The organism is Streptacidiphilus sp. BW17 (genome assembly GCF_041262485.1).
Classification (GTDB): Bacteria; Actinomycetota; Actinomycetes; order Streptomycetales; family Streptomycetaceae; genus Streptacidiphilus.
In genome coordinates, this window is record NZ_JBGCCR010000009.1 from 143,233 (window position 1) to 162,399 (window position 19,167).

Below are 19,167 nucleotides of genomic sequence, written 5' to 3' on the forward strand. Positions count from 1 at the left end.
GTCAGACCTCTTCGACGCTGCTCGGCTCGCGCCGGGACAGGTCGATACCGAGCTCCTCCGCGGCGCGGAACACGTCCTCGTCGGAGTCACGCATCTCGATGGACATACCGTCGGACGACAGCACCTCCACGTTCAGGCAGAGCGACTGCATCTCCTTGATGAGGACCTTGAAGGACTCGGGGATGCCGGGCTCGGGGATGTTCTCGCCCTTGACGATGGCCTCGTAGACCTTCACGCGGCCGAGGACGTCGTCGGACTTGATGGTGAGGAGTTCCTGGAGGGCGTACGCGGCGCCGTAGGCCTCGAGGGCCCACACCTCCATCTCACCGAAGCGCTGACCACCGAACTGCGCCTTACCACCCAGCGGCTGCTGGGTGATCATCGAGTACGGACCGGTCGAACGGGCGTGCAGCTTGTCGTCGACCAGGTGGTGCAGCTTGAGGATGTACATGTAGCCGATCGAGATCGGCATCGGGAACGGCTCGCCGGAGCGGCCGTCGAACAGCCGGGCCTTGCCGGTGGAGTTCACCAGGCGCTCACCGTCACGGGTGAGCGTGGTGTTGTCCAGCATGCCGGTGATCTCGTCCTCGCGGGCGCCGTCGAAGACCGGGGTGGCCAGGTTGGTGCCCGGCTCCGCCGTGTCGGCGCCGATCTTCTGCAGACGACGGGCCCACTCCTCGGCGATGCCCGAGACGTCCCAGCCGGTCTTGGCGAGCCAGCCGAGGTGGGTCTCCAGCACCTGTCCCGGGTTCATTCGGGACGGGACACCGAGGGGGTTGAGCACGATGTCGACCGGGGTGCCGTCCTCCAGGAACGGCATGTCCTCGACCGGCAGGATCTTGGAGATGACACCCTTGTTGCCGTGGCGGCCGGCGAGCTTGTCACCGTTGGTGATCTTGCGCTTCTGTGCCACGTAGACGCGGACCAGCTGGTTCACGCCCGGGGGCAGCTCGTCGCCCTCCTCGCGGTCGAAGACGCGCACGCCGATGACCTTGCCGGACTCACCGTGCGGGACCTTCAGCGAGGTGTCACGGACCTCACGGGCCTTCTCACCGAAGATCGCGCGCAGCAGGCGCTCCTCCGGCGTCAGCTCGGTCTCACCCTTCGGCGTGACCTTGCCGACGAGGATGTCACCGGTGGTGACATCGGCACCGATGCGGATGATGCCGCGCTCGTCCAGGTCCGCCAGGACCTCCTCGGAGACGTTCGGGATGTCCCGGGTGATCTCCTCGGGGCCGAGCTTGGTGTCACGGGCGTCGACCTCGTGCTCCTCGATGTGGATCGAGGAGAGGACGTCGTCCTGCACGAGGCGCTGCGACAGGATGATCGCGTCCTCGTAGTTGTGACCCTCCCACGGCATGAACGCCACGAGCAGGTTCTTGCCGAGGGCCATCTCGCCCTCGTCGGTGCAGGGACCGTCGGCCAGCACCTGGCCGGCGATCACGCGGGCGCCCTCGTCCACGATGACCTTCTGGTTGAAGGCCGTGCCCTGGTTGGAGCGGGTGAACTTGGCGACCCGGTAGGTGGTGTAGGTGCCGTCGTCGTTGGCGACCGTGACGTAGTCCGCGGAGACCTCCTGGACCACACCGTCCTTCTCGGCGGAGATGACGTCGGCGGCGTCGACCGCGGCGCGGTACTCCATGCCGGTGCCGACCAGCGGCGACTCGCTCTTCAGCAGCGGGACGGCCTGACGCATCATGTTCGAGCCCATGAGCGCACGGTTGGCGTCGTCGTGCTCGAGGAACGGGATCATGGCGGTCGCGACCGACACCATCTGGCGCGGCGAGACATCCATGTAGTCGATCTCGACACCGGGGATGTAGTCGATCTCGCCGCCACGGCGACGGACCAGGACACGGGCCTCGGCGAAGTGGTTGTCGTCCGTCAGCGGCGCGTTGGCCTGCGCGATGACGAAGCGGTCCTCCTCGTCGGCGGTCAGGTAGTCGAGGTCGTCGGTGACGACACCCTCGACGACGCGACGGTACGGCGTCTCCACGAAGCCGAAGGCGTTGACCCGGCCGTAGGAGGCGAGCGAACCGATCAGACCGATGTTCGGGCCTTCCGGGGTCTCGATCGGGCACATGCGTCCGTAGTGGGACGGGTGCACGTCACGGACCTCGAAGCCGGCACGCTCACGGGAGAGACCACCGGGGCCCAGCGCGGACAGACGACGCTTGTGGGTCAGACCCGACAGCGGGTTCGTCTGGTCCATGAACTGGGACAGCTGGCTGGTGCCGAAGAACTCCTTGATGGAGGCGACGACCGGCCGGATGTTGATCAGGGTCTGCGGCGTGATCGCCTCGACGTCCTGGGTGGTCATGCGCTCGCGCACGACACGCTCCATACGGGCGAGACCCGTACGGACCTGGTTCTGGATCAGCTCGCCGACGTTGCGCAGACGGCGGTTGCCGAAGTGGTCGATGTCGTCGTCCTCGATGACGATCGTCGAGCCGTTCGGCGCCTGCTGCTCGGTCTCACCGGCGTGCAGGGCGACCAGGTACTTGATCGTCGCGATGATGTCGTCGACGGTCAGCACGCCGGAGTCGAGACCCTGGCCGACGCCCAGCTTCTTGTTGATCTTGTACCGGCCGACCTTGGCGAGGTCGTAGCGCTTCGGGTTGAAGTAGAGGTTCTCCAACAGCGTCTGCGCGGCCTCGCGGGTCGGCGGCTCGCCAGGACGCAGCTTGCGGTAGATGTCGAGCAGCGCGTCGTCCTGGCCCTGGGTGTGGTCCTTCTCCAGGGTGGCCCGCATCGACTCGTACTGGCCGAACTCCTCCAGAATCTGCTCGGAGGTCCAACCGAGGGCCTTGAGCAGAACAGTGATCGACTGCTTGCGCTTACGGTCGATGCGCACACCGACCATGTCGCGCTTGTCGATCTCCATCTCCAGCCAGGCACCACGGGACGGGATGACCTTGGCGGAGTAGATGTCCTTGTCCGAGGTCTTGTCCAGGGTCGTGTCGAAGTACACGCCGGGGGAGCGGACCAGCTGGGACACGACGACACGCTCGGTGCCGTTGATGACGAAGGTGCCCTTGTTGGTCATCAGGGGGAAGTCACCCATGAAGACCGTCTGGGACTTGATCTCACCAGTCTCGTTGTTGGTGAACTCGGCGGTGACGAAGAGCGGGGCCGCGTACGTGAAGTCGCGGTCCTTGCACTCGTCGATCGAGTTCTTCGGGGGCTCGAAACGGTGGTCGCGGAAGGTCAGCGACATCGACCCCGAGAAGTCCTCGATCGGGGAGATCTCCTCGAAGATCTCCTCCAGGCCGGACTTGGTCGGGACGTTGTGACCGTCGGCGAGTGCGTTCTCCACTCGCGCCTTCCACGCGGCATTGCCGAGGAGCCAGTCAAAGCTCTCGGTCTGGAGTGCCAGAAGGTTCGGAACCTCGAGGGGCTCCTTGATCTTCGCGAAGGAAATGCGGAGCGGTGCGGTGGATGCGGAGGTGTTCGAGGCGTTGCGCGAGGCGGCCAAGAGGGGGTCCTTCCGAGGGCTCGGACTCACTACGCGCGTACCGGGCCCGCCCCTCGCACGGGTAGCATCCGCGCTCTCGCACCAACTCCGAGACCAAGCCGTTCGGCCTGGTCGGAGGCGGTGCGCGGGCGGGGTGCCACCCCTGGTCAGGGCAGCGCAGACTCCGGGCGACGAGTCACGGAGCAGCTAAAAGGCAGCGCAAAGGGACAGTGTAGCCAACGGCTGCACTGCTGTCCAGTCCGGATTCGGAGACCGAATCGTCGAACTCCCAACTTCGCGGGCCGACCCCTCCCGGGGCAGCCACATCCGTCCACAGAGGGCGGTCACTGCGTCACGTGATGGATGCTTCCCACCACGACGCGAATCCATGCCTCGTGCTGCCTACTCACTCAAGACCTCGCGTCCTGAGAATTGCGCGCCGCGTGCCGTTCGTCAAGGGCGTGCGGGTGTCCGGCTCGGTTACGCACCGACATCACCGCTGCTCGCTCCCTGGTTCCGCCCAGCTCCCGCCCGTGTCCCCACGGGCTCTCGCAACGTCGATCACCTTACTCGCCTCGACTGACAACCGGGAGCACCGCTACGCCGGATGGACTGAAACGACGTCACCTCGGACAAAAAGAAACAGGGGCGATCACTCGGAAGAGTGATCGCCCCTGTCTCAGAGCGCTCGGGCCTGAGTCCCTGGGGACTCAGCCCGCTCGGACCAGAAGGTCCGAAAGGTCTTACTTGACCTCGACGGACGCGCCAGCGGCCTTGAGGGACTCGGCGGCCTTCTCAGCGGCCTCCTTGGTGGCCTTCTCCAGAACCGGCTTCGGCGTACCGTCGACCAGGTCCTTGGCCTCCTTGAGGCCCAGGGAGGTCAGCTCGCGCACGACCTTGATGACCTGGATCTTCTTCTCGCCGGCGCCGGTGAGGATGACGTCGAACTCGTCCTTCTCCTCAGCAGCCTCGGCGGCCGGGGCACCCGGGCCACCAACGACGGCAACGGCGGCCGGGGCGGCAGCGGTGACGTCGAACTTCTCCTCGAAAGCCTTCACGAACTCGGAGAGCTCGATGAGGGTCATCTCCTCGAACTGCGCGAGCAGGTCGTCCTGGCTGAGCTTCGCCATGATCTTGGCGTCCTTCCACTAAGTCGGCTGGTGCCGGATGTAATGAACGGCGGGCGTGCACGGCCCGCTGCGAGAACGGATTACTCCGCGGCGGGAGCCTCGTCCTCGACGGCGGGGGCCGGCGTACCGGCACCGCCCTGCTCCTCCACCTTGGCGCGCAGCGCCTCGACGGTGCGAACAAGCTTCGACGGCAGTGCCTGGAAGAGCGCAGCAGCCGAGGACTGCTTGGCCTTCATGGCGCCGGCGAGCTTGGAGAGCAGCACCTCGCGGGACTCGAGGTCCGCGAGCTTCTTGATCTCGTCACCCGTGAGCGGCTTGCCGTCAAGCACACCGCCCTTGATGACGAGCGCCGGGTTCTCCTTGGCGAAGTCACGCAGAGCCTTGGCCGACTCCACCGGGTCACCGGTGACGAAGGCAACCGCCGTCGGACCGTTGAACTGGTCGTCCAGCGTGGTGATCCCGGCCTCGTTGGCCGCGATCTTGGTCAGCGTGTTCTTCACCACGGCGTACTGGGCGTTAGCGCCGAGCGAGCGACGCAGCGTCTTCAGCTGCGCCACGGTCAGACCGCGGTACTCGGTCAGCACGGCCGCGTTCGAACCGCGGAACTTGTCCGTGAGCTCGGCGACGGCGGCAGCCTTGTCGGGCCTTGCCATAGGCTTACGCCTCCTTCCGTGATGTCGATGCGGGGCCGACCAGTGAGTCGACCTGCCAAGCGCATGTCCGCCGGAAGGAGAAGGGCGAAGTCCCGAAAACTACGACGAGCCCCGGCGCAGGCGCACGGGGCTCGGACCAACAGCTCTACGCTGCGCGGAACGCGGCGGAGCGGTCGGGACGAATGTCCTCGAATCAACCTGCGCGGGCCGTCCGCAGCATTCGCTGTGCGGATCCTTCGGTCCTCGGCACCCTTGCGGGCACACGGGGACAACCAGCGGTCAGTGGCTTGGTTCGAAGACTACGTGACCGACCGCCCGGGGGGCAAATCGCCCTCCGGGCGGTCGGCGGAATTCAGGAACTGGAGCCCGATCCGAGCCCGGCGCCGTTCAGCAGGGAGCTCATGTCCACCGTGTCCGACGCGGGCGGTGGGGTGACCGTGACCGGCGCGGTGCTGTAGTCGGAGTAGTCCACCGTGGCCGTGAGCGCGACCGAGGAAGAGGCAGGGGTGGACTCGACCATGCGCACCGGCAGGTTCTGCGCATTGACCCAGAAGTCCAGGTTGACAGTGCCGATGCCGCTCCCGGCCATCTTGCTGGCCAGCGACTTGAGCTGCGGGTTCTCGGCCGTCGCGAGTTTGGCCATGTCCGCTGTGCCGGAGTAGTGGGTCGTCGCAACACCATCGACCGTCTCCGGACCGACCCGCTTGATGTCGGGCGAGGATGTGAAGAGCGCCACCTGGGTGGCCGGGTCCTGGCCGTTGCTCTGGTTGTACACGGACGCCAGAGCCGGGTCCTGGGAGAAGTCCAACTTCATCCAGTGCTTGCCCTTGAACGCGGCCGGAGCAGAGCCGCTGTACCCCATATACATGGTGGTGCCGGAGAGCAGCATGTGCACCGCGCCAGCAGGCGTCGTGGCCGTCTTCGGCATCATCATCGTCAGGTTCACAGCCGCGGGCTTCCAGGACGTCTGGCCGTTCGCGGTGACGGTCACGGACGTACCTTCGGCGGTCATGTGTTCGTTCAGCTGCATCCTGACCGAGGTGTACTGCTGCGTGGCCTTGGTCGTCAGCGACATGGCGTCGGCGACAGTCTGCACGGCCTGCCCGGCACCGGCCACGACACCGCCTGCGGCCTGCTTCGCCGCGCTGCAGGCGGACACGCCGACCAGCGCGAGGGCAACCGTGGTGGCGGCTACGAGCGTACGGGTGTGGCGCATTGAGGGTCCCTCCCCTGATTTTCAACTGTGCCGGGCAGACGTTACTCCTGCGCCTACAAACAGCGACGGGCCGGTACCCACTCCGTTAGGAGCTGGTACCGGCCCGTTACAGACCTACGTGGCTGAGGTGACTCAGACCGACGCTGAGCTTGATGCGGCGTCTTGCCGCCCTCGCTCGTCCCTCGCTCGGTCGTCAGACCGACGCGGGGTCCTCCTCGACGAGGAGGTTGCGCGTGCGGTTCGGGTCGACCTGGATGCCGGGGCCCATCGTGGTGCTGATGGCGATCTTCTTGATGTAGCGGCCCTTGGCGGCGGACGGCTTGGCCCGGAGGACCTCCTCCATCGCCGCGGCGTAGTTCTCGACCAGCTTCTCGGTGTCGAACGACGTCTTGCCGATGATCAGGTGCAGGTTCGAGTGCTTGTCGACGCGGAACTCGATCTTGCCGCCCTTGATCTCGGTGACAGCCTTCGCCACGTCGACGGTGACGGTGCCGGTCTTCGGGTTCGGCATCAGACCACGCGGACCGAGCACGCGGCCCAGGCGGCCGACCTTGCCCATGAGGTCCGGGGTGGCGACGACGGCGTCGAAGTCCAGGCGACCCTTGGCGACCTCGTCGATCAGCTCGTCGGCACCGACGATGTCGGCGCCCGCAGCCTCCGCAGCCGCGGCACGGTCACCGGTCGCGAAGACCAGGACCCGGGCGGTCTTGCCGGTGCCGTGCGGAAGGTTGACGGTGCTGCGGACCATCTGGTCGGCCTTGCGCGGGTCGACACCCAGGCGCATGGCGACCTCGACGGTCGAGTCGAACTTGGTGGTGGAGGTCTCCTTGGCGAGGCGGAGGGCCTCGAGGGGGGCGTACAGACGCTCGCGGTCGATCTTTGCGTCCGCGGCAGTCAGAGCCTTGCTGCGCTTCACTGCTGCTCCTACTGAATATTTCTTGGCGTGGAGTCGTGGTTGTGACGGGCCGCGCCCGGCCCTACCACGGGAAAAGCTCTACCGAGGGGTTCAGCCCTCGACGGTGATGCCCATCGAACGAGCGGTACCCGCGATGATGCGCGAGGCCATCTCGATGTCGTTGGCGTTCAGGTCGGGCATCTTGGTGGTGGCGATCTCACGGACCTGGGCAGCCGTGATCTTGGCGACCTTGGTCTTGTGCGGCTCGCCGGAGCCCTTCTCCACGCCCGCAGCCTTGAGGATCAGCTTGGCGGCCGGCGGAGTCTTGGTGATGAAGGTGAAGGAGCGGTCCTCATAGACCGTGATCTCCACCGGGATCACCATGCCACGCTGCGACTCGGTGGCCGCGTTGTAGGCCTTGCAGAACTCCATGATGTTGACGCCGTGCTGACCCAGGGCCGGGCCGACGGGCGGCGCGGGGTTGGCCGCACCAGCGTTGATCTGGAGCTTGATAAGCCCCGTGACCTTCTTCTTCTTGGGAGGCATGCTCTCTCCGGGTCCTTACGAGAGGTGTTCCCGACCGGCGCGCGACAGCGCACCAGCGGGGCCTTGGATAACCGTGTGGCTTCGGCGGGGGCTCAGAAAGCCGGCCCGCACTGCACACACATCCAACCAGGATAGACCGAGACCCCGCCCAGCCCGAAATCCGGACGGCCCCGCACCCCTCAGTGAGGGGCGCGGGGCCGTCGGACGACGTGAGTCGGACGTCAGTCGTTCTTGGCGATCTGGTCGAAGGAGAGCTCGACCGGCGTCTCGCGACCGAAGATCTCGACGAGGCCCTTGACCTTCTTCGAGTCCGGGTTGATCTCGTTGATGGTGGCCTGCAGCGTGGCGAACGGACCGTCGGTGACGGTGACCGAGTCGCCGACCTCGAAGTCGAGGACCTGGACCTCGCTCGGACGGACCGGGCTCGGCTTGCCGGCCTCCTTGGCGGCGGCGCGCTCGACGTCGGGGGCGAGCATCTTGACGACCTCGTCCAGCGTCAGCGGGTACGGGTCGTAGGCGTTGCCGACGAAGCCGGTGACGCCGGGGGTGTTGCGGACGACGCCCCAGGACTCGTTCGTCAGGTCCATGCGCACCAGCACGTAGCCGGGGAGCTTGTTCTGGCGGATCGTCTTGCGGTCGCCGTTCTTGATCTGGACGACCTCTTCCTGTGGCACCTCGGCCTGGTAGATGTAGTCCTCGACGTTCAGCGAGACAGCGCGCTGCTCCAGGTTGGCCTTCACCCGGTTCTCGTAGCCGGCGTAGGTGTGGATCACGTACCACTCGCCCGGCGCCGTGCGCAGCTCCTCACGGAAGGCGACCACGGGGTCGATGTCGACGCCGTCCTCTTCGGTGACCGCGGCGGACGCCTCCTCGAAGGCCTCCGTGGCGGAGGACTCGTCGCCGGTGACGACGCTCATGGCCTCCTCCTCCGCGGAGCGGCCGGCCGCTTCCTCGGCAGCCTCGTTCTCGTCGACGTCGGAATCGGCGTTGTCGACGATCTCCTCGGCGGAGTCGTCGCCCCACGCCTGCTCTTCGGCCTCCTGGGCCTCAGCGGCGTCGTACGAGTGGGACTCAGACACGTTGGCTGCTTCTTCCTGCTTGTGAACGGTCGGTGGATTCCACGATACCGACTCAACGTTAGCGGAGCGCCCGGACAGCTCGGGTCGGGGCGCGGAGCAAGCCAGCGGAGAGGTGCGACGCCGGGACTGTGAGGACGCGCGGTCGGGCCGAAAGAGCCGACTCGGCTCAACTCCGACCAGCTCGGGTCGGCTCAGCCGAAGAGGATCGAGGCGAGCTTCACGAAGCCGGTGTCGAGGCCGTAGACCAGCGCCATGATCACCAGCACGAAGACGATGACCACCGAGGTGTAGGAGGTCAGCTCGTTGCGGGTCGGCCAGACGACCTTGCGCAGTTCCGCGATGATCTGGCGGTAGAGACGCGCGCTGCGCGCAAAGACGTTCGGTCGCTTCTCGCGGCCCCGGCCGCCCTTACCCTCAGGGTCGGCGGACTTGCGAGCACGCTTCCGGTCACGACGGGAGAGATCCTCGTCGCCGGAGCCACCCGAACCACTCTCAGGTGTGGCGGTGGAGCCTACGGTCTCCGTCACTAGTCCCTCACCTGAAATCGGGTACCCGTAGGGGCACCCGTGAACCACGGGGCCCCTGATTGCACTGCTGACGGTACCGCCTGTACGAAGTTTCCGACAGGGCGGACAGCAGGGCCGGAGGGACTTGAACCCCCAACAACCGGTTTTGGAGACCGGTGCTCTACCAATTGAGCTACGACCCTTTGGAGTCCGTGTAGCGAACTCGCGGTGACCAACCTACAGCATCGGACGGTCGGCAGGTTCGCTGCCGGGCCCGCGCCGTCGGTGGGCTTCCAACGAGGGTTGAGTGTAGAGGGGACACGGCGTGCGCGTCGAATGAGTACCGCCGAGTACCCCGTGGGTCTCGCGTGGGTCCCGCGTGCCGAACTCGTTCGGGTCGCATCGCGGAATGCCTCCGCCACCTCTCCCTGCGTCTGCGAGCATGCAGTCATGAGCGCTGTCTCCCCTGACCCCAGCATCCGTCCCGCCGACCGCCGGGTCTCGGCCCGGATCGGCGCCATCGCCGAGTCGGCCACCCTCGCCGTGGACGCCAAGGCCAAGGCCCTCAAGGCCGCCGGCCGCCCGGTGATCGGCTTCGGCGCGGGCGAGCCCGACTTCCCGACGCCGGACTACATCGTCCAGGTCGCGGTCGACGCCTGCCGTGACCCGAAGAACCACCGCTACACCCCGGCCGGCGGCCTGCCCGAGCTCAAGCAGGCGATCGTCGACAAGACGCTGCGCGACTCCGGCTGGTCCGTGGAGCCCTCCCAGATCCTGGTCACCAACGGTGGCAAGCAGGCCATCTACGAGGCCTTCGCCGCGATCCTCGACCCCGGCGACGAGGTGATCGTGCCCGCGCCGTACTGGACCACCTACCCCGAGTCGATCCAGCTCGCGGGCGGTGCCCCGGTCGTCGTCGTGGCCGACGAGACCACCGGCTACAAGGTCTCCGTCGAGCAGCTGGAGGCCGCGCGCACGGAGAACACCAAGGTGCTGCTCTTCGTCTCCCCCTCCAACCCGACGGGCGCGGTCTACACCCGCGCCGAGGTCGAGGCGGTCGGCCGCTGGGCGGCCGAGCACGGCCTGTGGGTGCTGACGGACGAGATCTACGAGCACCTGGTCTACGGCGACGCGGAGTTCGTCTCGCTGCCGGTGGCGGTGCCGGAGCTGGCCGACAAGTGCATCGTGGTCAACGGCGTGGCCAAGACCTACGCGATGACCGGCTGGCGGGTCGGGTGGGTGATCGGCCCCAAGGACGTCATCAAGGCGGCCACCAACCTGCAGTCGCACGCCACCTCCAACGTCAGCAACGTCGCCCAGCGTGCGGCACTGGCCGCCGTCGCGGGCGACCTGACCGCGGTCGACGAGATGAAGGTCGCCTTCGACCGGCGCCGTCGCACGATCGTCTCGATGCTGAACGAGATCCCCGGCGTGGTCTGCCCCGAGCCGGAGGGCGCGTTCTACGCCTATCCGTCGGTCAAGGGCCTGCTGGGCAAGGCGATCCGTGGCCGTCGCCCGGCCACGTCCGCCGAGCTCGCCGCGCTGATCCTGGACGAGGTCGAGGTCGCGGTCGTCCCGGGCGAAGCCTTCGGCACCCCGGGCTACCTCCGGCTCAGCTACGCGCTGGGCGACGAGGACCTCGTCGAGGGCGTGACCCGCGTGCAGAAGCTGCTCGCCGAGGCGCAGTAGTCGCTCTCTCAGCTGGTTGCACTACTCAGGGGCGCGGGCTCTGCTGATCTGCGGCTCCGCCGCGTGGCTGCGTGGCGCGTGGCGCGGCAAAGCAGAGCCCCGCGCCCCTGACGCTTTCCACCTCTCCCTTGTCTCTTGCCCAAAGATCACTCGATCGGGCGGCCGGAAATTGTTGTTTCCCTTCCGCCCCGTCGATGCGCGAGGATCTGTGGATGGAACAGGTCCTTGCCCCGTCCCGTCCCGTCACCGAGCCCGCGCAGCGCGATCTGCGTCTGCTGCCCAAGGCGCATCTGCACCTGCACTTCACCGGCTCCATGCGCCCCGCCACCCTGATGGAGCTCGCCGACAAGCACGGCGTCCGTCTGCCGGAGGCGCTCAGCTCCGGGGAGCCGCCCAAACTGCGGGCGACGGACGAGCGGGGTTGGTTCCGGTTCCAGCGGCTGTACGACTCCGCCCGCTCCGTACTGCGGGACGAGGAGGACATCCGGCGGCTGGTGCACGAGGCCGCGGAGGACGAGCGTGCCGACGGCTCGGGGTGGCTGGAGATCCAGGTCGACCCGACCTCCTACGCGCCGCGGCTGGGTGGCCTGATCCCCGCGCTGGAGCTGGTACTTGACGCCGTCGACGAGGCCTCGCGGATGTCCGGGGTCGGCATCCGGGTCCTGGTTGCCGCCAACCGCATGAAGCACCCGCTGGACGCCCGCACCCTGGCCCGTCTCGCCGTCCGCTACGCCGACCAGGGCGTGGTCGGCTTCGGTCTCTCCAACGACGAACGGCGCGGGCTCGCGCGCGACTTCGACCGCGCCTTCCGGATCGCCACCGATGCCGGGCTGCTGGCCGCCCCGCACGGCGGGGAGCTGGCCGGGCCCTCGAGCATCCGGTCGTGCCTGGACGACCTGGGCGCGGGCCGGGTGGGCCACGGCGTCCGCGCCGCGGAGAGCCCGGCGCTACTGCGTCGCCTCGCTGAGGACCAGGTCACCTGCGAGGTGTGTCCGGCGTCCAACGTCGCGCTGGGCGTCTACGAGCACCCGCAGGACGTGCCGCTGCGCAGGCTCTTCGACGCGGGAGTGCCGATGGCGCTCGGCGCGGACGACCCGCTGCTCTTCGGCTCGCGTCTGGCCGAGCAGTACGAACTGGCGCGCGAGCACCACGGTTTCACCGACGAGGAGTTGGCCGAGCTGGCCCGCCAGAGCATCCGCGGTTCGCTGGCGCCGGAGCCGGTCCAGGGCCGGTTGCTGGCCGGGGTGGACGCCTGGCTGGAGGCCCCGGCCGGATAGGCCGCCTGCGTCAAGTGCGGCACCCGCGGCTTGGGGTGACATTCCGTCGTCCGTTCGTGATGGGATGGACATGACCGAATGTCGCCCGTGCAGCAGGAGTATCCATGATCGAGGCGCGCGGCCTGACCAAGCGCTACGGCGCCAAAACAGCCGTCGACAACCTCAGTTTCCAGGTTCGCCCCGGTATCGTCACCGGATTCCTCGGGCCCAACGGCTCCGGGAAGTCCACAACGATGCGCATGATCCTGGGACTTGACTCACCGAGCTCCGGAGGCGTCACCGTCGGCGGCCAGCCGTTCAAACAACTCGCCAATCCGGCACGGACCGTGGGCGCGCTGCTCGACGCCAAGTCGATGCACCCCGGCCGCAGCGCACGGGCGAACCTGCTCAGCCTCGCCAGGCTCAGCGGGCTGCCTGGCCGCCGGGTGGACGAGGTACTGGCTCAGGTAGGTCTGCAGGAGGTGGGCGGGCGGCGCGCGGGGGGCTTCTCGCTCGGTATGGGCCAGCGGCTCGGCATCGCCGCCGCACTGCTGGGTGACCCGCAGGTGCTGATGCTGGACGAGCCGGTCAACGGTCTCGACCCGGAGGGCGTGCTCTGGGTGCGCCAACTGATACGCAGCTGGGCCTCGGAAGGCCGCACGGTCTTCGTCTCCAGCCACCTGATGAGCGAGATGGCGCTGACCGCCGACCACCTGGTCATCATCGGTCAGGGCAAGCTGCTGGCCGACATGAGCCTGCAGGGCTTCATCCAGCAGTATTCGTCGGGTTATGTCGGCGTCCGCACCCCGCCGGAGGACTCCGCCCGCCTGGTGGGCGTGCTCTCGGCGGCGGGCGGCAACGCCCAGCCGAACCCGGACGGTTCGCTGAAGGTCACGGGGCTGGAGGCCAACCGGATCAGCGAGCTGGCCCACGCACAGGGCATCCGCCTGCTCGAACTCTCGCCGCAGCAGGCCTCCTTGGAGGAGGCGTACATGCGGATGACCCAGCACGCGGTCGAGTACCGCGCGTCCGGGCCGGGGGCCGTGCCGCAGGGCGCAGGCCCGGGCTACCCGCAGCCGGGGGCCATGCAGGCGCCGGCGGGCATGCAGGCGCCCCCGCCCATGGGCTACGGGCCCACACCGGGCCAACCCGTCCCGTACGGTCAGCCGGCTCAGGCTCCGCAAGCCGCGCCGCCCGGCTACGGGTTCCCGCCCACCGCGGGCGGTCCCGCCCAGCAGCCGCAGTACCAGCCGCAGCAGGTCAACCCCTATGCGACGAAGAGCGAGGGATGAGCGTGTCGCAGCCGTACCCCCCGACGTACCCGCCGCAGGGCGCACCCGCCCCCGCGCCCGGCTACGCACCGCAGCCCGGCTTCCCGCCGCAGTCCGGCTACGCACCGCAGCCCGGTTTCCCACCGCAGGGCCAAACGCCACCGCAGGGCCAGATGCCGGGGCAGGGGCAGATGCCGGGACAGTTCCCGGGTCAGCCGCCGGTCCAGCCCGCGCGCACTCCCGGCATGGCCGGGGCCGCTGAGCGCCCGAACCTGCTGCACGCCCTCGTGTCGGAGTCGACCAAGCTCTGGACCACCCGGTCGACGCTGTGGCTGCTGATCTGCGCCACGCTGTCGATGCCCGTCTTCGACTTCCTGCTCTCCTCGCATTACAGCGGGTTGGAGGAGGTCGCGAGAAGCCAGTTCATGTCCGACTCGGGCTACGGTGGCATCATCGCGCTGCTGCTGTACGCACCGCTCGGCGTGATGGTGATCGCGGCCGAGTACTCCTCGGGCATGATCCGTAACACACTCATCGCCTGTCCGCGCCGAGGGCGCGTGCTGACCGCGAAAGTGCTGATGCTGTTCTTCGGGTCACTGGTCACCGGGATTGCGCTGAGCGCCTTCAGCCTGCTGGTGTCACACGCGATCCTCCCCGGCAACTTCGGCGACTCGGTCTCCACGGGGACGACCATCGACACCGCGTTCCGCTCGGGGCTCTACCTCTCGCTGGTGACGATGTTCTCCTTCGCCCTCGGCACCATGCTGAAGCGCTCCGCCCCGGCCATCGTGATCATGTTGGGCCTGATCTTCGTGCCCTTCGTGATGGCGATCCTCGTCGGAGGCAACATCGGCGAGAAGCTGATGAACTACTCGTTCATCAGCGGCCTGCTGTACCAGTACGGCGAGATGGTGCAGGACACCGGCCCGACGGCAACAGACATGCTCGTGTACCTGGGAGCTGCCACAGCCGTCGCCCTGGCCGGCGCCTACGCGCTGCTCCTCAGCCGCGACGCCTGACACCACTCATGGCTCGGGGTCTCAGAGCGAGACCCCGACCATCACCGGCTCGTTGACGAGCGTCACGCCGAAGGCGTTCGCCACCCCGGCCTGGATCTCGCGTGCCAGCGCGAGGAGGTCCGCCGCGGTGGCGGTGCCGCGGTTGGTCAGGGCGAGGGTGTGCTTGCTGGAGAGGCGGGCCGGGCCGGTGCCGTAGCCCTTGGTGAAGCCGGCCTTGTCGATCAGCCAGGCGGCCGAGGTCTTCACGTGCCCCGGCCCCGCCGGGTACGCCGGTGCCTGGACGTCCGCCCCCAGCCGCTCGGCGACCCGGGCCAGGAAGGCCTCGTGCTCGGCCTGCGTCAGGATCGGGTTGGTGAAGAACGAGCCCGCCGACCAGGTGTCGTGGTCTTCCGGGTCCAGCACCATGCCCTTGCCGCTGCGCAGCTTCAGCACCGCCTCGCGGGCCGCGCGCAGTTCCACCCGGTCCCCCTGCTCGACGCCCATGGTGCGCGCCGTCTCGGCGTAGCGGACCGGCGTCGACATGCCGTCGGCGTCCTCCAGTGCGAAGCGGACCCGCAGCACCACCCAGCGGTCCGGCTCGGCCTTGAAGCGACTGTGCCGGTAGGCGAAGGCGCAGTCCTCGGCGGAGACCGTGACCGTCTCCCCGGCCCGGCGGTCGTAGGCGACGACCTCGGTGATGGTCTGGGAGACCTCCTGGCCGTAGGCGCCGACGTTCTGCACTGGTGTGGCACCGGCCGAACCCGGGATCCCGGCCAGGAACTCGATGCCGGCCAGGCCGTGCTCCAGCACGGCGGTGTCGACGACGTCGGACCAGACCTCGCCGGCGGCCAGTTCCAGCGTGGTGCCGTCGAGGGCGAAGCCCTTGGTGGCGATGCGCAGGACGGTACCGGGGACGCCCTCGTCCCCGATCACCAGGTTGCTGCCGCCGCCGAGCACCAGCAGCGGCTCGCCCGCCTGGTCGGCCGCGCGGACGACGGCGACGACCTCGTCGTCGGTCGTCGCCGTCACCAGCCGCCCGGCCGGGCCGCCGATGCGGAGCGTGGTCAGGGGGGCGAGGGGAGCGTCATGGAGTTCCTGCACGGGGACAGGGTATCCGGCGACACCGGACACCCTGTCTGCTTCCTGCGCCGGTCCGACCGGCCCCGCGCTCAGGCGACCGGCTCCGCTGTCGGGGTCTCCTCCTCGGCCACCGGAGTGCCCGCCTGGGTGCCCGACTCCACGGGCTGCGCCTGCGCCTTTGCGGCACTGCTGCGGCGCGGGGCGATCAGGATCGCGACCACCGCCATCGCGATCACGGCCGCGCCGACCCACAGCGCCGGGACCAGCCCGTCGACGAAGCTCTGCCCGCTGGCGTAGCTGCCTCGGGCGGTGAAGACCGACGTCAGGACCGCGACGCCGAGGGCGCCGCCCACCTCACGCAGGGCGTTGTTGGTGCCGGAGGCCACACCCTGCTCCTCAGGTCGGACCGAGCCCATCAACACGGCCGCCACCGGGGCGAAGAAGAGCGCCATGCCTGTGCCCGAGATCACCAGCCCGGGGATCTGGCTCGTGTAGCTGATGTGGGCGGCGGCGATCGCCGCGAACCAACCCAATCCGATCGCCTGGAGCGCCAGGCCGACGGCGATGACGATCCGGCCGCCGATACGGTCGACCAGCAGCCCGGCCAACGGCGCGACGATCATCGGCATCCCGGTCCACGGCAGCATCCGCACGCCCGCACCCATCGGGCTGTAGCCCTGGACGTTCTGCAGGTACTGGCTGAGCAGGAAGATCGCGCCGAACATGCCGAGCGACATCAGCATCGACGCCGCGTTGACAGCAGCGAAGGTGCGGTTGCGGAAGAGGCGCAGCGGCAGCAGCGGGTGGGCCGTCCGGGACTCCCAGACCAGGAAGCCGACCAGCAGCACCGCGCCTCCGACCAGCCCGGACAGCACCGGCGCGCTGGTCCAGCCGTCCGCATTGCCGCGGATCAGGCCGTAGACGATCCCGAAAAGGCCCGCACTCGCCAGGGCCGTGCCGGTGACGTCGAGCCGGCTGTTGGGCCCGAACGACTCGGTCAGCCGCAGCCGGGCCAGCGGCAGCAGCAGGATGCCGATCGGGACGTTGAGGGCGAAGATCCACTGCCAGGACAGGTGCTCGACGACGGTCCCGCCGATCAGCGGACCCATCGCCACGGCCATGCCGTTGACCGCTCCCCAGGCCCCGAAAGCCACGCCGCGCTTGGCGGCAGGGACGGCGTTGGTGAGCAGGGTCAGGCTGACCGGCATCAGCAGCGCCGCGCCGACGCCCTGCGCCGCGCGTGCGGCGACCAGCGCGCCGATGCTCGGCGCGAGTGAGGCGGCGAGCGACGAGACCGTGAAGAGCCCGAGCCCGATGGTGAAGAGCCGACGCCGTCCGAACCGGTCCCCCAGCGCCGCGCCGAGCATCAGCAGCACGGCGAAGGTCAGCGTGTAGGCGTTGACCGTCCATTCCAGGTCGGTGATGCCACCGCCCAGATGGGCTCGGATGGAGGGAAGCGCGGTGGTGACCACGAGGTTGTCGAGCGCCGCCATGAAGCCTGCGGTGCTGGTGATGACGAAGGCCCAGACAGCCGGGCTGACCTTGCCCTTGCGGGCCGGTGCGTCGTTCCGGGCGGTGGGGTTGGTGCGCATGGTGTCCCCCTGGCGCATCTAGTGATTAATCAATAACTTTCAGCGACCGAAAAATGGCGGCCGTCCCCGCGAAGGGACCTCAGTCGCCGCTCGAATCCGTCTTCTTCTCGTCTGCCTTCTTGTCCGTCGTATCGCCTGCGTTCTCGTCCGTCGTATCGCCTGCCTGCTCGTCCGGCTTCTCGCCGAGCGCCTGCCAGACCCGGTGATCCGCCGGAAAGCCCATAGCGACCAGGGAGTTGATGAGCATGCCGCAGGCGAAGAACTGGCCGACCTCCTCCTGCGTCGAGCCGGAGGCCGCAACCACCGAGTCCCAGAGGTCCTCCCAGAGCGCGCGGACGGCCCTGCCCACCTCGTGATCCCCTGCCGCCTCGGCGGCAGCGGTGGACACGTACATCTGCAGCTGCATGAGCAGTCGGCTGCGGTCCCCGATCAGCTCGAAGTACGCATCGCCCATGGCGGTCAGCGCCTCTTCGCCCCGCAGCCCTTCGGCCGCCACGAGGAAGCTCTCCTTGACCTCCTCCATGCAGCGCCGAACGGCGGCCTCGAAGAGTGCCCGCTTGTTCTCGAAAAGCCGGAAGAGGTACGGCTGCGACACCCCGACCTGCCGAGCGATCTCGGCGGTCGAGGTGCCGTTGTAGCCACCGTCGGCGAACGCGACCATCGCGGCGCGGATGACGCTCTCGCGCCGCTCCTCCGCACTCATCCGCATGCTCGTCTTCGCCATGCTTCAAAGTTAGTGGCTGATTACTAACCATGCAAGAGGTTCCGGCCGACTCCCCGCGGTCGGGCCCAGATCAGCCCAGCTGGACGACGGCGCGGGCCATGCCCAGCACCTTCTGGCCGGCACTGGTCGCGGTCAGGTCGACACGGACCCGGCGCTCGTCCAGCTTGGCCGCGACCTTGGCGCTGACCTCGATCGTCGCCCCGGTCTCGTCGTTGGGCACCACCACCGGCTTGGTGAAGCGGACGCTGTACTCGACCACCGCGGCCGGGTCGACGGTCCAATCCGTGACCACCCGGACCGCCTCAGCCATGGTGAACATGCCGTGGGCGATCACGTCCGGAAGTCCGACCCCCTTGGCGAAGGCCTCGTTCCAGTGGATCGGGTTGAAGTCGCCCGAGGCGCCCGCGTACTGGACCAGCGTGGCCCGGGTCACCGGGAAGGTCTGGGCCGGGAGTTCCGTGCCCGCCTCGACGTCGTCGTAGTTGATGATCGCGGTCATCCCCGCCTCACTCCCCCGCCTCGGCCGCGCGGGCGACCAGCATCATGAGGGCGGTCACCACGTGCTCGCCGCTCTCCTCGTGCACCTCGCCACGGACCGTCAGCACGTCGTTGCCGGCCAGCGACTTGATCGACTCGATCACGCAGGTGACCCGCAGTCGGTCACCGGCGCGGACCGGGCGGCTGTAGACGAACTTCTGGTCGCCGTGGACGACCCGGCTGAAGTCCAGGCCCAACTCCGGGTCCTGGACCACCTGCGCGGCGGCACGGTAAGTGATCAGAAACGGGAAGGTCGGCGGCGCGATCACGTCCGGGTGACCGAGCGCCTTGGCCGCGTCAGGGTCGGTGTACGCCGGGTTGGCGTCACGGACCGCCTCGGCGAACTCGCGGATCTTCTCGCGCCCGACCTCGTAGGGCGCGGTGGGCGGATACGTCCGCCCGATGAGGGAGGGATCCAGCGGCATGCACGACTCCTGAGAGTTGTCGACTGAGCGTTGTCGAACAGACTTCCAGACACCGTTCCGGACACAGGTCCGGACACGACGTTCTGGACACGCCGAAGGCCGTCTCCGAAACGGAG

The 19,167-nt window shown here is 68.4% G+C and carries 17 protein-coding genes and 1 tRNA gene; 4 read left to right on the forward strand and 14 right to left on the reverse strand.

Going from position 1 to position 19,167, the window contains the following annotated elements; all coding sequences use genetic code 11:
• Window position 1: 1 nt before the first annotated feature.
• The 9 genes from rpoB to ABH940_RS14055 form a co-directional block, all read right to left on the reverse strand.
• Window positions 2–3,475 carry a DNA-directed RNA polymerase subunit beta gene (gene rpoB, locus ABH940_RS14015; protein WP_370068864.1) on the reverse strand — a complete coding sequence of 1,158 codons (3,474 nt, stop codon included), beginning with the start codon at window positions 3,473–3,475 and terminating at the stop codon, window positions 2–4.
• Window positions 3,476–4,197: 722 nt separating this feature from the next.
• The gene (gene rplL / locus ABH940_RS14020) at window positions 4,198–4,584 is read right to left on the reverse strand and encodes a 50S ribosomal protein L7/L12 (protein WP_370068866.1); all 387 of its coding nucleotides are present in this window, start codon (window positions 4,582–4,584) and stop codon (window positions 4,198–4,200) included.
• A gap of 80 nt (window positions 4,585–4,664) precedes the next feature.
• Window positions 4,665–5,237, reverse strand: coding sequence for a 50S ribosomal protein L10 (rplJ, locus tag ABH940_RS14025; protein WP_196193133.1), 573 nt, complete (start codon window positions 5,235–5,237; stop codon window positions 4,665–4,667).
• Window positions 5,238–5,589: 352 nt separating this feature from the next.
• Window positions 5,590–6,453, reverse strand: coding sequence for a hypothetical protein (locus ABH940_RS14030; protein WP_370068868.1), 864 nt, complete (start codon window positions 6,451–6,453; stop codon window positions 5,590–5,592).
• Window positions 6,454–6,646: 193 nt separating this feature from the next.
• Complete coding sequence (rplA, locus tag ABH940_RS14035) at window positions 6,647–7,369, reverse strand: 50S ribosomal protein L1 (protein WP_370068870.1); 723 nt, start codon at window positions 7,367–7,369, stop codon at window positions 6,647–6,649.
• A 90-nt stretch (window positions 7,370–7,459) separates the two neighbouring features.
• Window positions 7,460–7,894 carry a 50S ribosomal protein L11 gene (gene rplK, locus ABH940_RS14040; RefSeq protein ID WP_370068872.1) on the reverse strand — a complete coding sequence of 145 codons (435 nt, stop codon included), beginning with the start codon at window positions 7,892–7,894 and terminating at the stop codon, window positions 7,460–7,462.
• A gap of 221 nt (window positions 7,895–8,115) precedes the next feature.
• Window positions 8,116–8,973: a transcription termination/antitermination protein NusG gene (gene nusG / locus ABH940_RS14045; RefSeq protein ID WP_370068874.1), complete on the reverse strand. Its 858-nt coding sequence runs from the start codon at window positions 8,971–8,973 to the stop codon at window positions 8,116–8,118.
• Between the two features lie 191 nt (window positions 8,974–9,164).
• A complete protein-coding gene (gene secE, locus ABH940_RS14050) occupies window positions 9,165–9,500 on the reverse strand; it encodes a preprotein translocase subunit SecE (protein ID WP_370068876.1) in 336 nt (111 codons plus the stop codon).
• 109 nt (window positions 9,501–9,609) lie between these two features.
• Window positions 9,610–9,682: transfer RNA gene (locus ABH940_RS14055), tRNA-Trp, on the reverse strand.
• A 247-nt stretch (window positions 9,683–9,929) separates the two neighbouring features.
• Between ABH940_RS14055 and ABH940_RS14060 the strand changes: the two genes are divergently transcribed.
• From ABH940_RS14060 to ABH940_RS14075, 4 genes are all read left to right on the forward strand, one after another.
• Window positions 9,930–11,168, forward strand: coding sequence for a pyridoxal phosphate-dependent aminotransferase (locus ABH940_RS14060; protein ID WP_370068878.1), 1,239 nt, complete (start codon window positions 9,930–9,932; stop codon window positions 11,166–11,168).
• Between the two features lie 212 nt (window positions 11,169–11,380).
• A complete protein-coding gene (locus ABH940_RS14065; protein ID WP_370105367.1) occupies window positions 11,381–12,445 on the forward strand; it encodes an adenosine deaminase in 1,065 nt (354 codons plus the stop codon).
• A gap of 104 nt (window positions 12,446–12,549) precedes the next feature.
• The gene (locus tag ABH940_RS14070) at window positions 12,550–13,716 is read left to right on the forward strand and encodes an ABC transporter ATP-binding protein (protein ID WP_370105368.1); all 1,167 of its coding nucleotides are present in this window, start codon (window positions 12,550–12,552) and stop codon (window positions 13,714–13,716) included.
• Window positions 13,713–14,714, forward strand: a complete 1,002-nt coding sequence (locus tag ABH940_RS14075) for an ABC transporter permease (RefSeq protein ID WP_370068885.1) — start codon at window positions 13,713–13,715, stop codon at window positions 14,712–14,714. The genes ABH940_RS14070 and ABH940_RS14075 overlap by 4 nt, the downstream gene beginning before the upstream one ends.
• 21 nt (window positions 14,715–14,735) lie before the next feature.
• Here ABH940_RS14075 and ABH940_RS14080 read toward each other — a convergent pair whose 3' ends face one another.
• The 5 genes from ABH940_RS14080 to ABH940_RS14100 form a co-directional block, all read right to left on the reverse strand.
• The gene (locus ABH940_RS14080) at window positions 14,736–15,794 is read right to left on the reverse strand and encodes a UDP-N-acetylmuramate dehydrogenase (RefSeq protein ID WP_370068887.1); all 1,059 of its coding nucleotides are present in this window, start codon (window positions 15,792–15,794) and stop codon (window positions 14,736–14,738) included.
• A gap of 68 nt (window positions 15,795–15,862) precedes the next feature.
• Entirely contained in the window at window positions 15,863–17,365 is a 1,503-nt protein-coding gene (locus ABH940_RS14085; RefSeq protein ID WP_370105369.1) for a DHA2 family efflux MFS transporter permease subunit, read from the reverse strand.
• A gap of 79 nt (window positions 17,366–17,444) precedes the next feature.
• Window positions 17,445–18,089, reverse strand: coding sequence for a TetR/AcrR family transcriptional regulator (locus tag ABH940_RS14090; protein WP_370105370.1), 645 nt, complete (start codon window positions 18,087–18,089; stop codon window positions 17,445–17,447).
• Window positions 18,090–18,159: 70 nt separating this feature from the next.
• Entirely contained in the window at window positions 18,160–18,588 is a 429-nt protein-coding gene (locus tag ABH940_RS14095; RefSeq protein WP_370068893.1) for a MaoC family dehydratase, read from the reverse strand.
• 7 nt (window positions 18,589–18,595) lie between these two features.
• Window positions 18,596–19,051, reverse strand: coding sequence for a MaoC family dehydratase N-terminal domain-containing protein (locus ABH940_RS14100; RefSeq protein WP_370068895.1), 456 nt, complete (start codon window positions 19,049–19,051; stop codon window positions 18,596–18,598).
• Window positions 19,052–19,167: the final 116 nt, after the last annotated feature.

Coding starts and splice junctions, on each gene's coding strand:
- ABH940_RS14085 (WP_370105369.1), bottom strand. CDS start 17,365: ATGCGCACCAACCCCACCGCCCGGAACGACGCACCGGCCCGCAAGGGC.
- ABH940_RS14070 (WP_370105368.1), top strand. CDS start 12,550: ATGATCGAGGCGCGCGGCCTGACCAAGCGCTACGGCGCCAAAACAGCC.
- ABH940_RS14075 (WP_370068885.1), top strand. CDS start 13,713: ATGAGCGTGTCGCAGCCGTACCCCCCGACGTACCCGCCGCAGGGCGCA.
- ABH940_RS14065 (WP_370105367.1), top strand. CDS start 11,381: ATGGAACAGGTCCTTGCCCCGTCCCGTCCCGTCACCGAGCCCGCGCAG.
- ABH940_RS14100 (WP_370068895.1), bottom strand. CDS start 19,051: ATGCCGCTGGATCCCTCCCTCATCGGGCGGACGTATCCGCCCACCGCG.
- rplL (WP_370068866.1), bottom strand. CDS start 4,584: ATGGCGAAGCTCAGCCAGGACGACCTGCTCGCGCAGTTCGAGGAGATG.
- rplK (WP_370068872.1), bottom strand. CDS start 7,894: ATGCCTCCCAAGAAGAAGAAGGTCACGGGGCTTATCAAGCTCCAGATC.
- ABH940_RS14060 (WP_370068878.1), top strand. CDS start 9,930: ATGAGCGCTGTCTCCCCTGACCCCAGCATCCGTCCCGCCGACCGCCGG.
- ABH940_RS14030 (WP_370068868.1), bottom strand. CDS start 6,453: ATGCGCCACACCCGTACGCTCGTAGCCGCCACCACGGTTGCCCTCGCG.
- ABH940_RS14095 (WP_370068893.1), bottom strand. CDS start 18,588: ATGACCGCGATCATCAACTACGACGACGTCGAGGCGGGCACGGAACTC.
- rplJ (WP_196193133.1), bottom strand. CDS start 5,237: ATGGCAAGGCCCGACAAGGCTGCCGCCGTCGCCGAGCTCACGGACAAG.
- ABH940_RS14090 (WP_370105370.1), bottom strand. CDS start 18,089: ATGGCGAAGACGAGCATGCGGATGAGTGCGGAGGAGCGGCGCGAGAGC.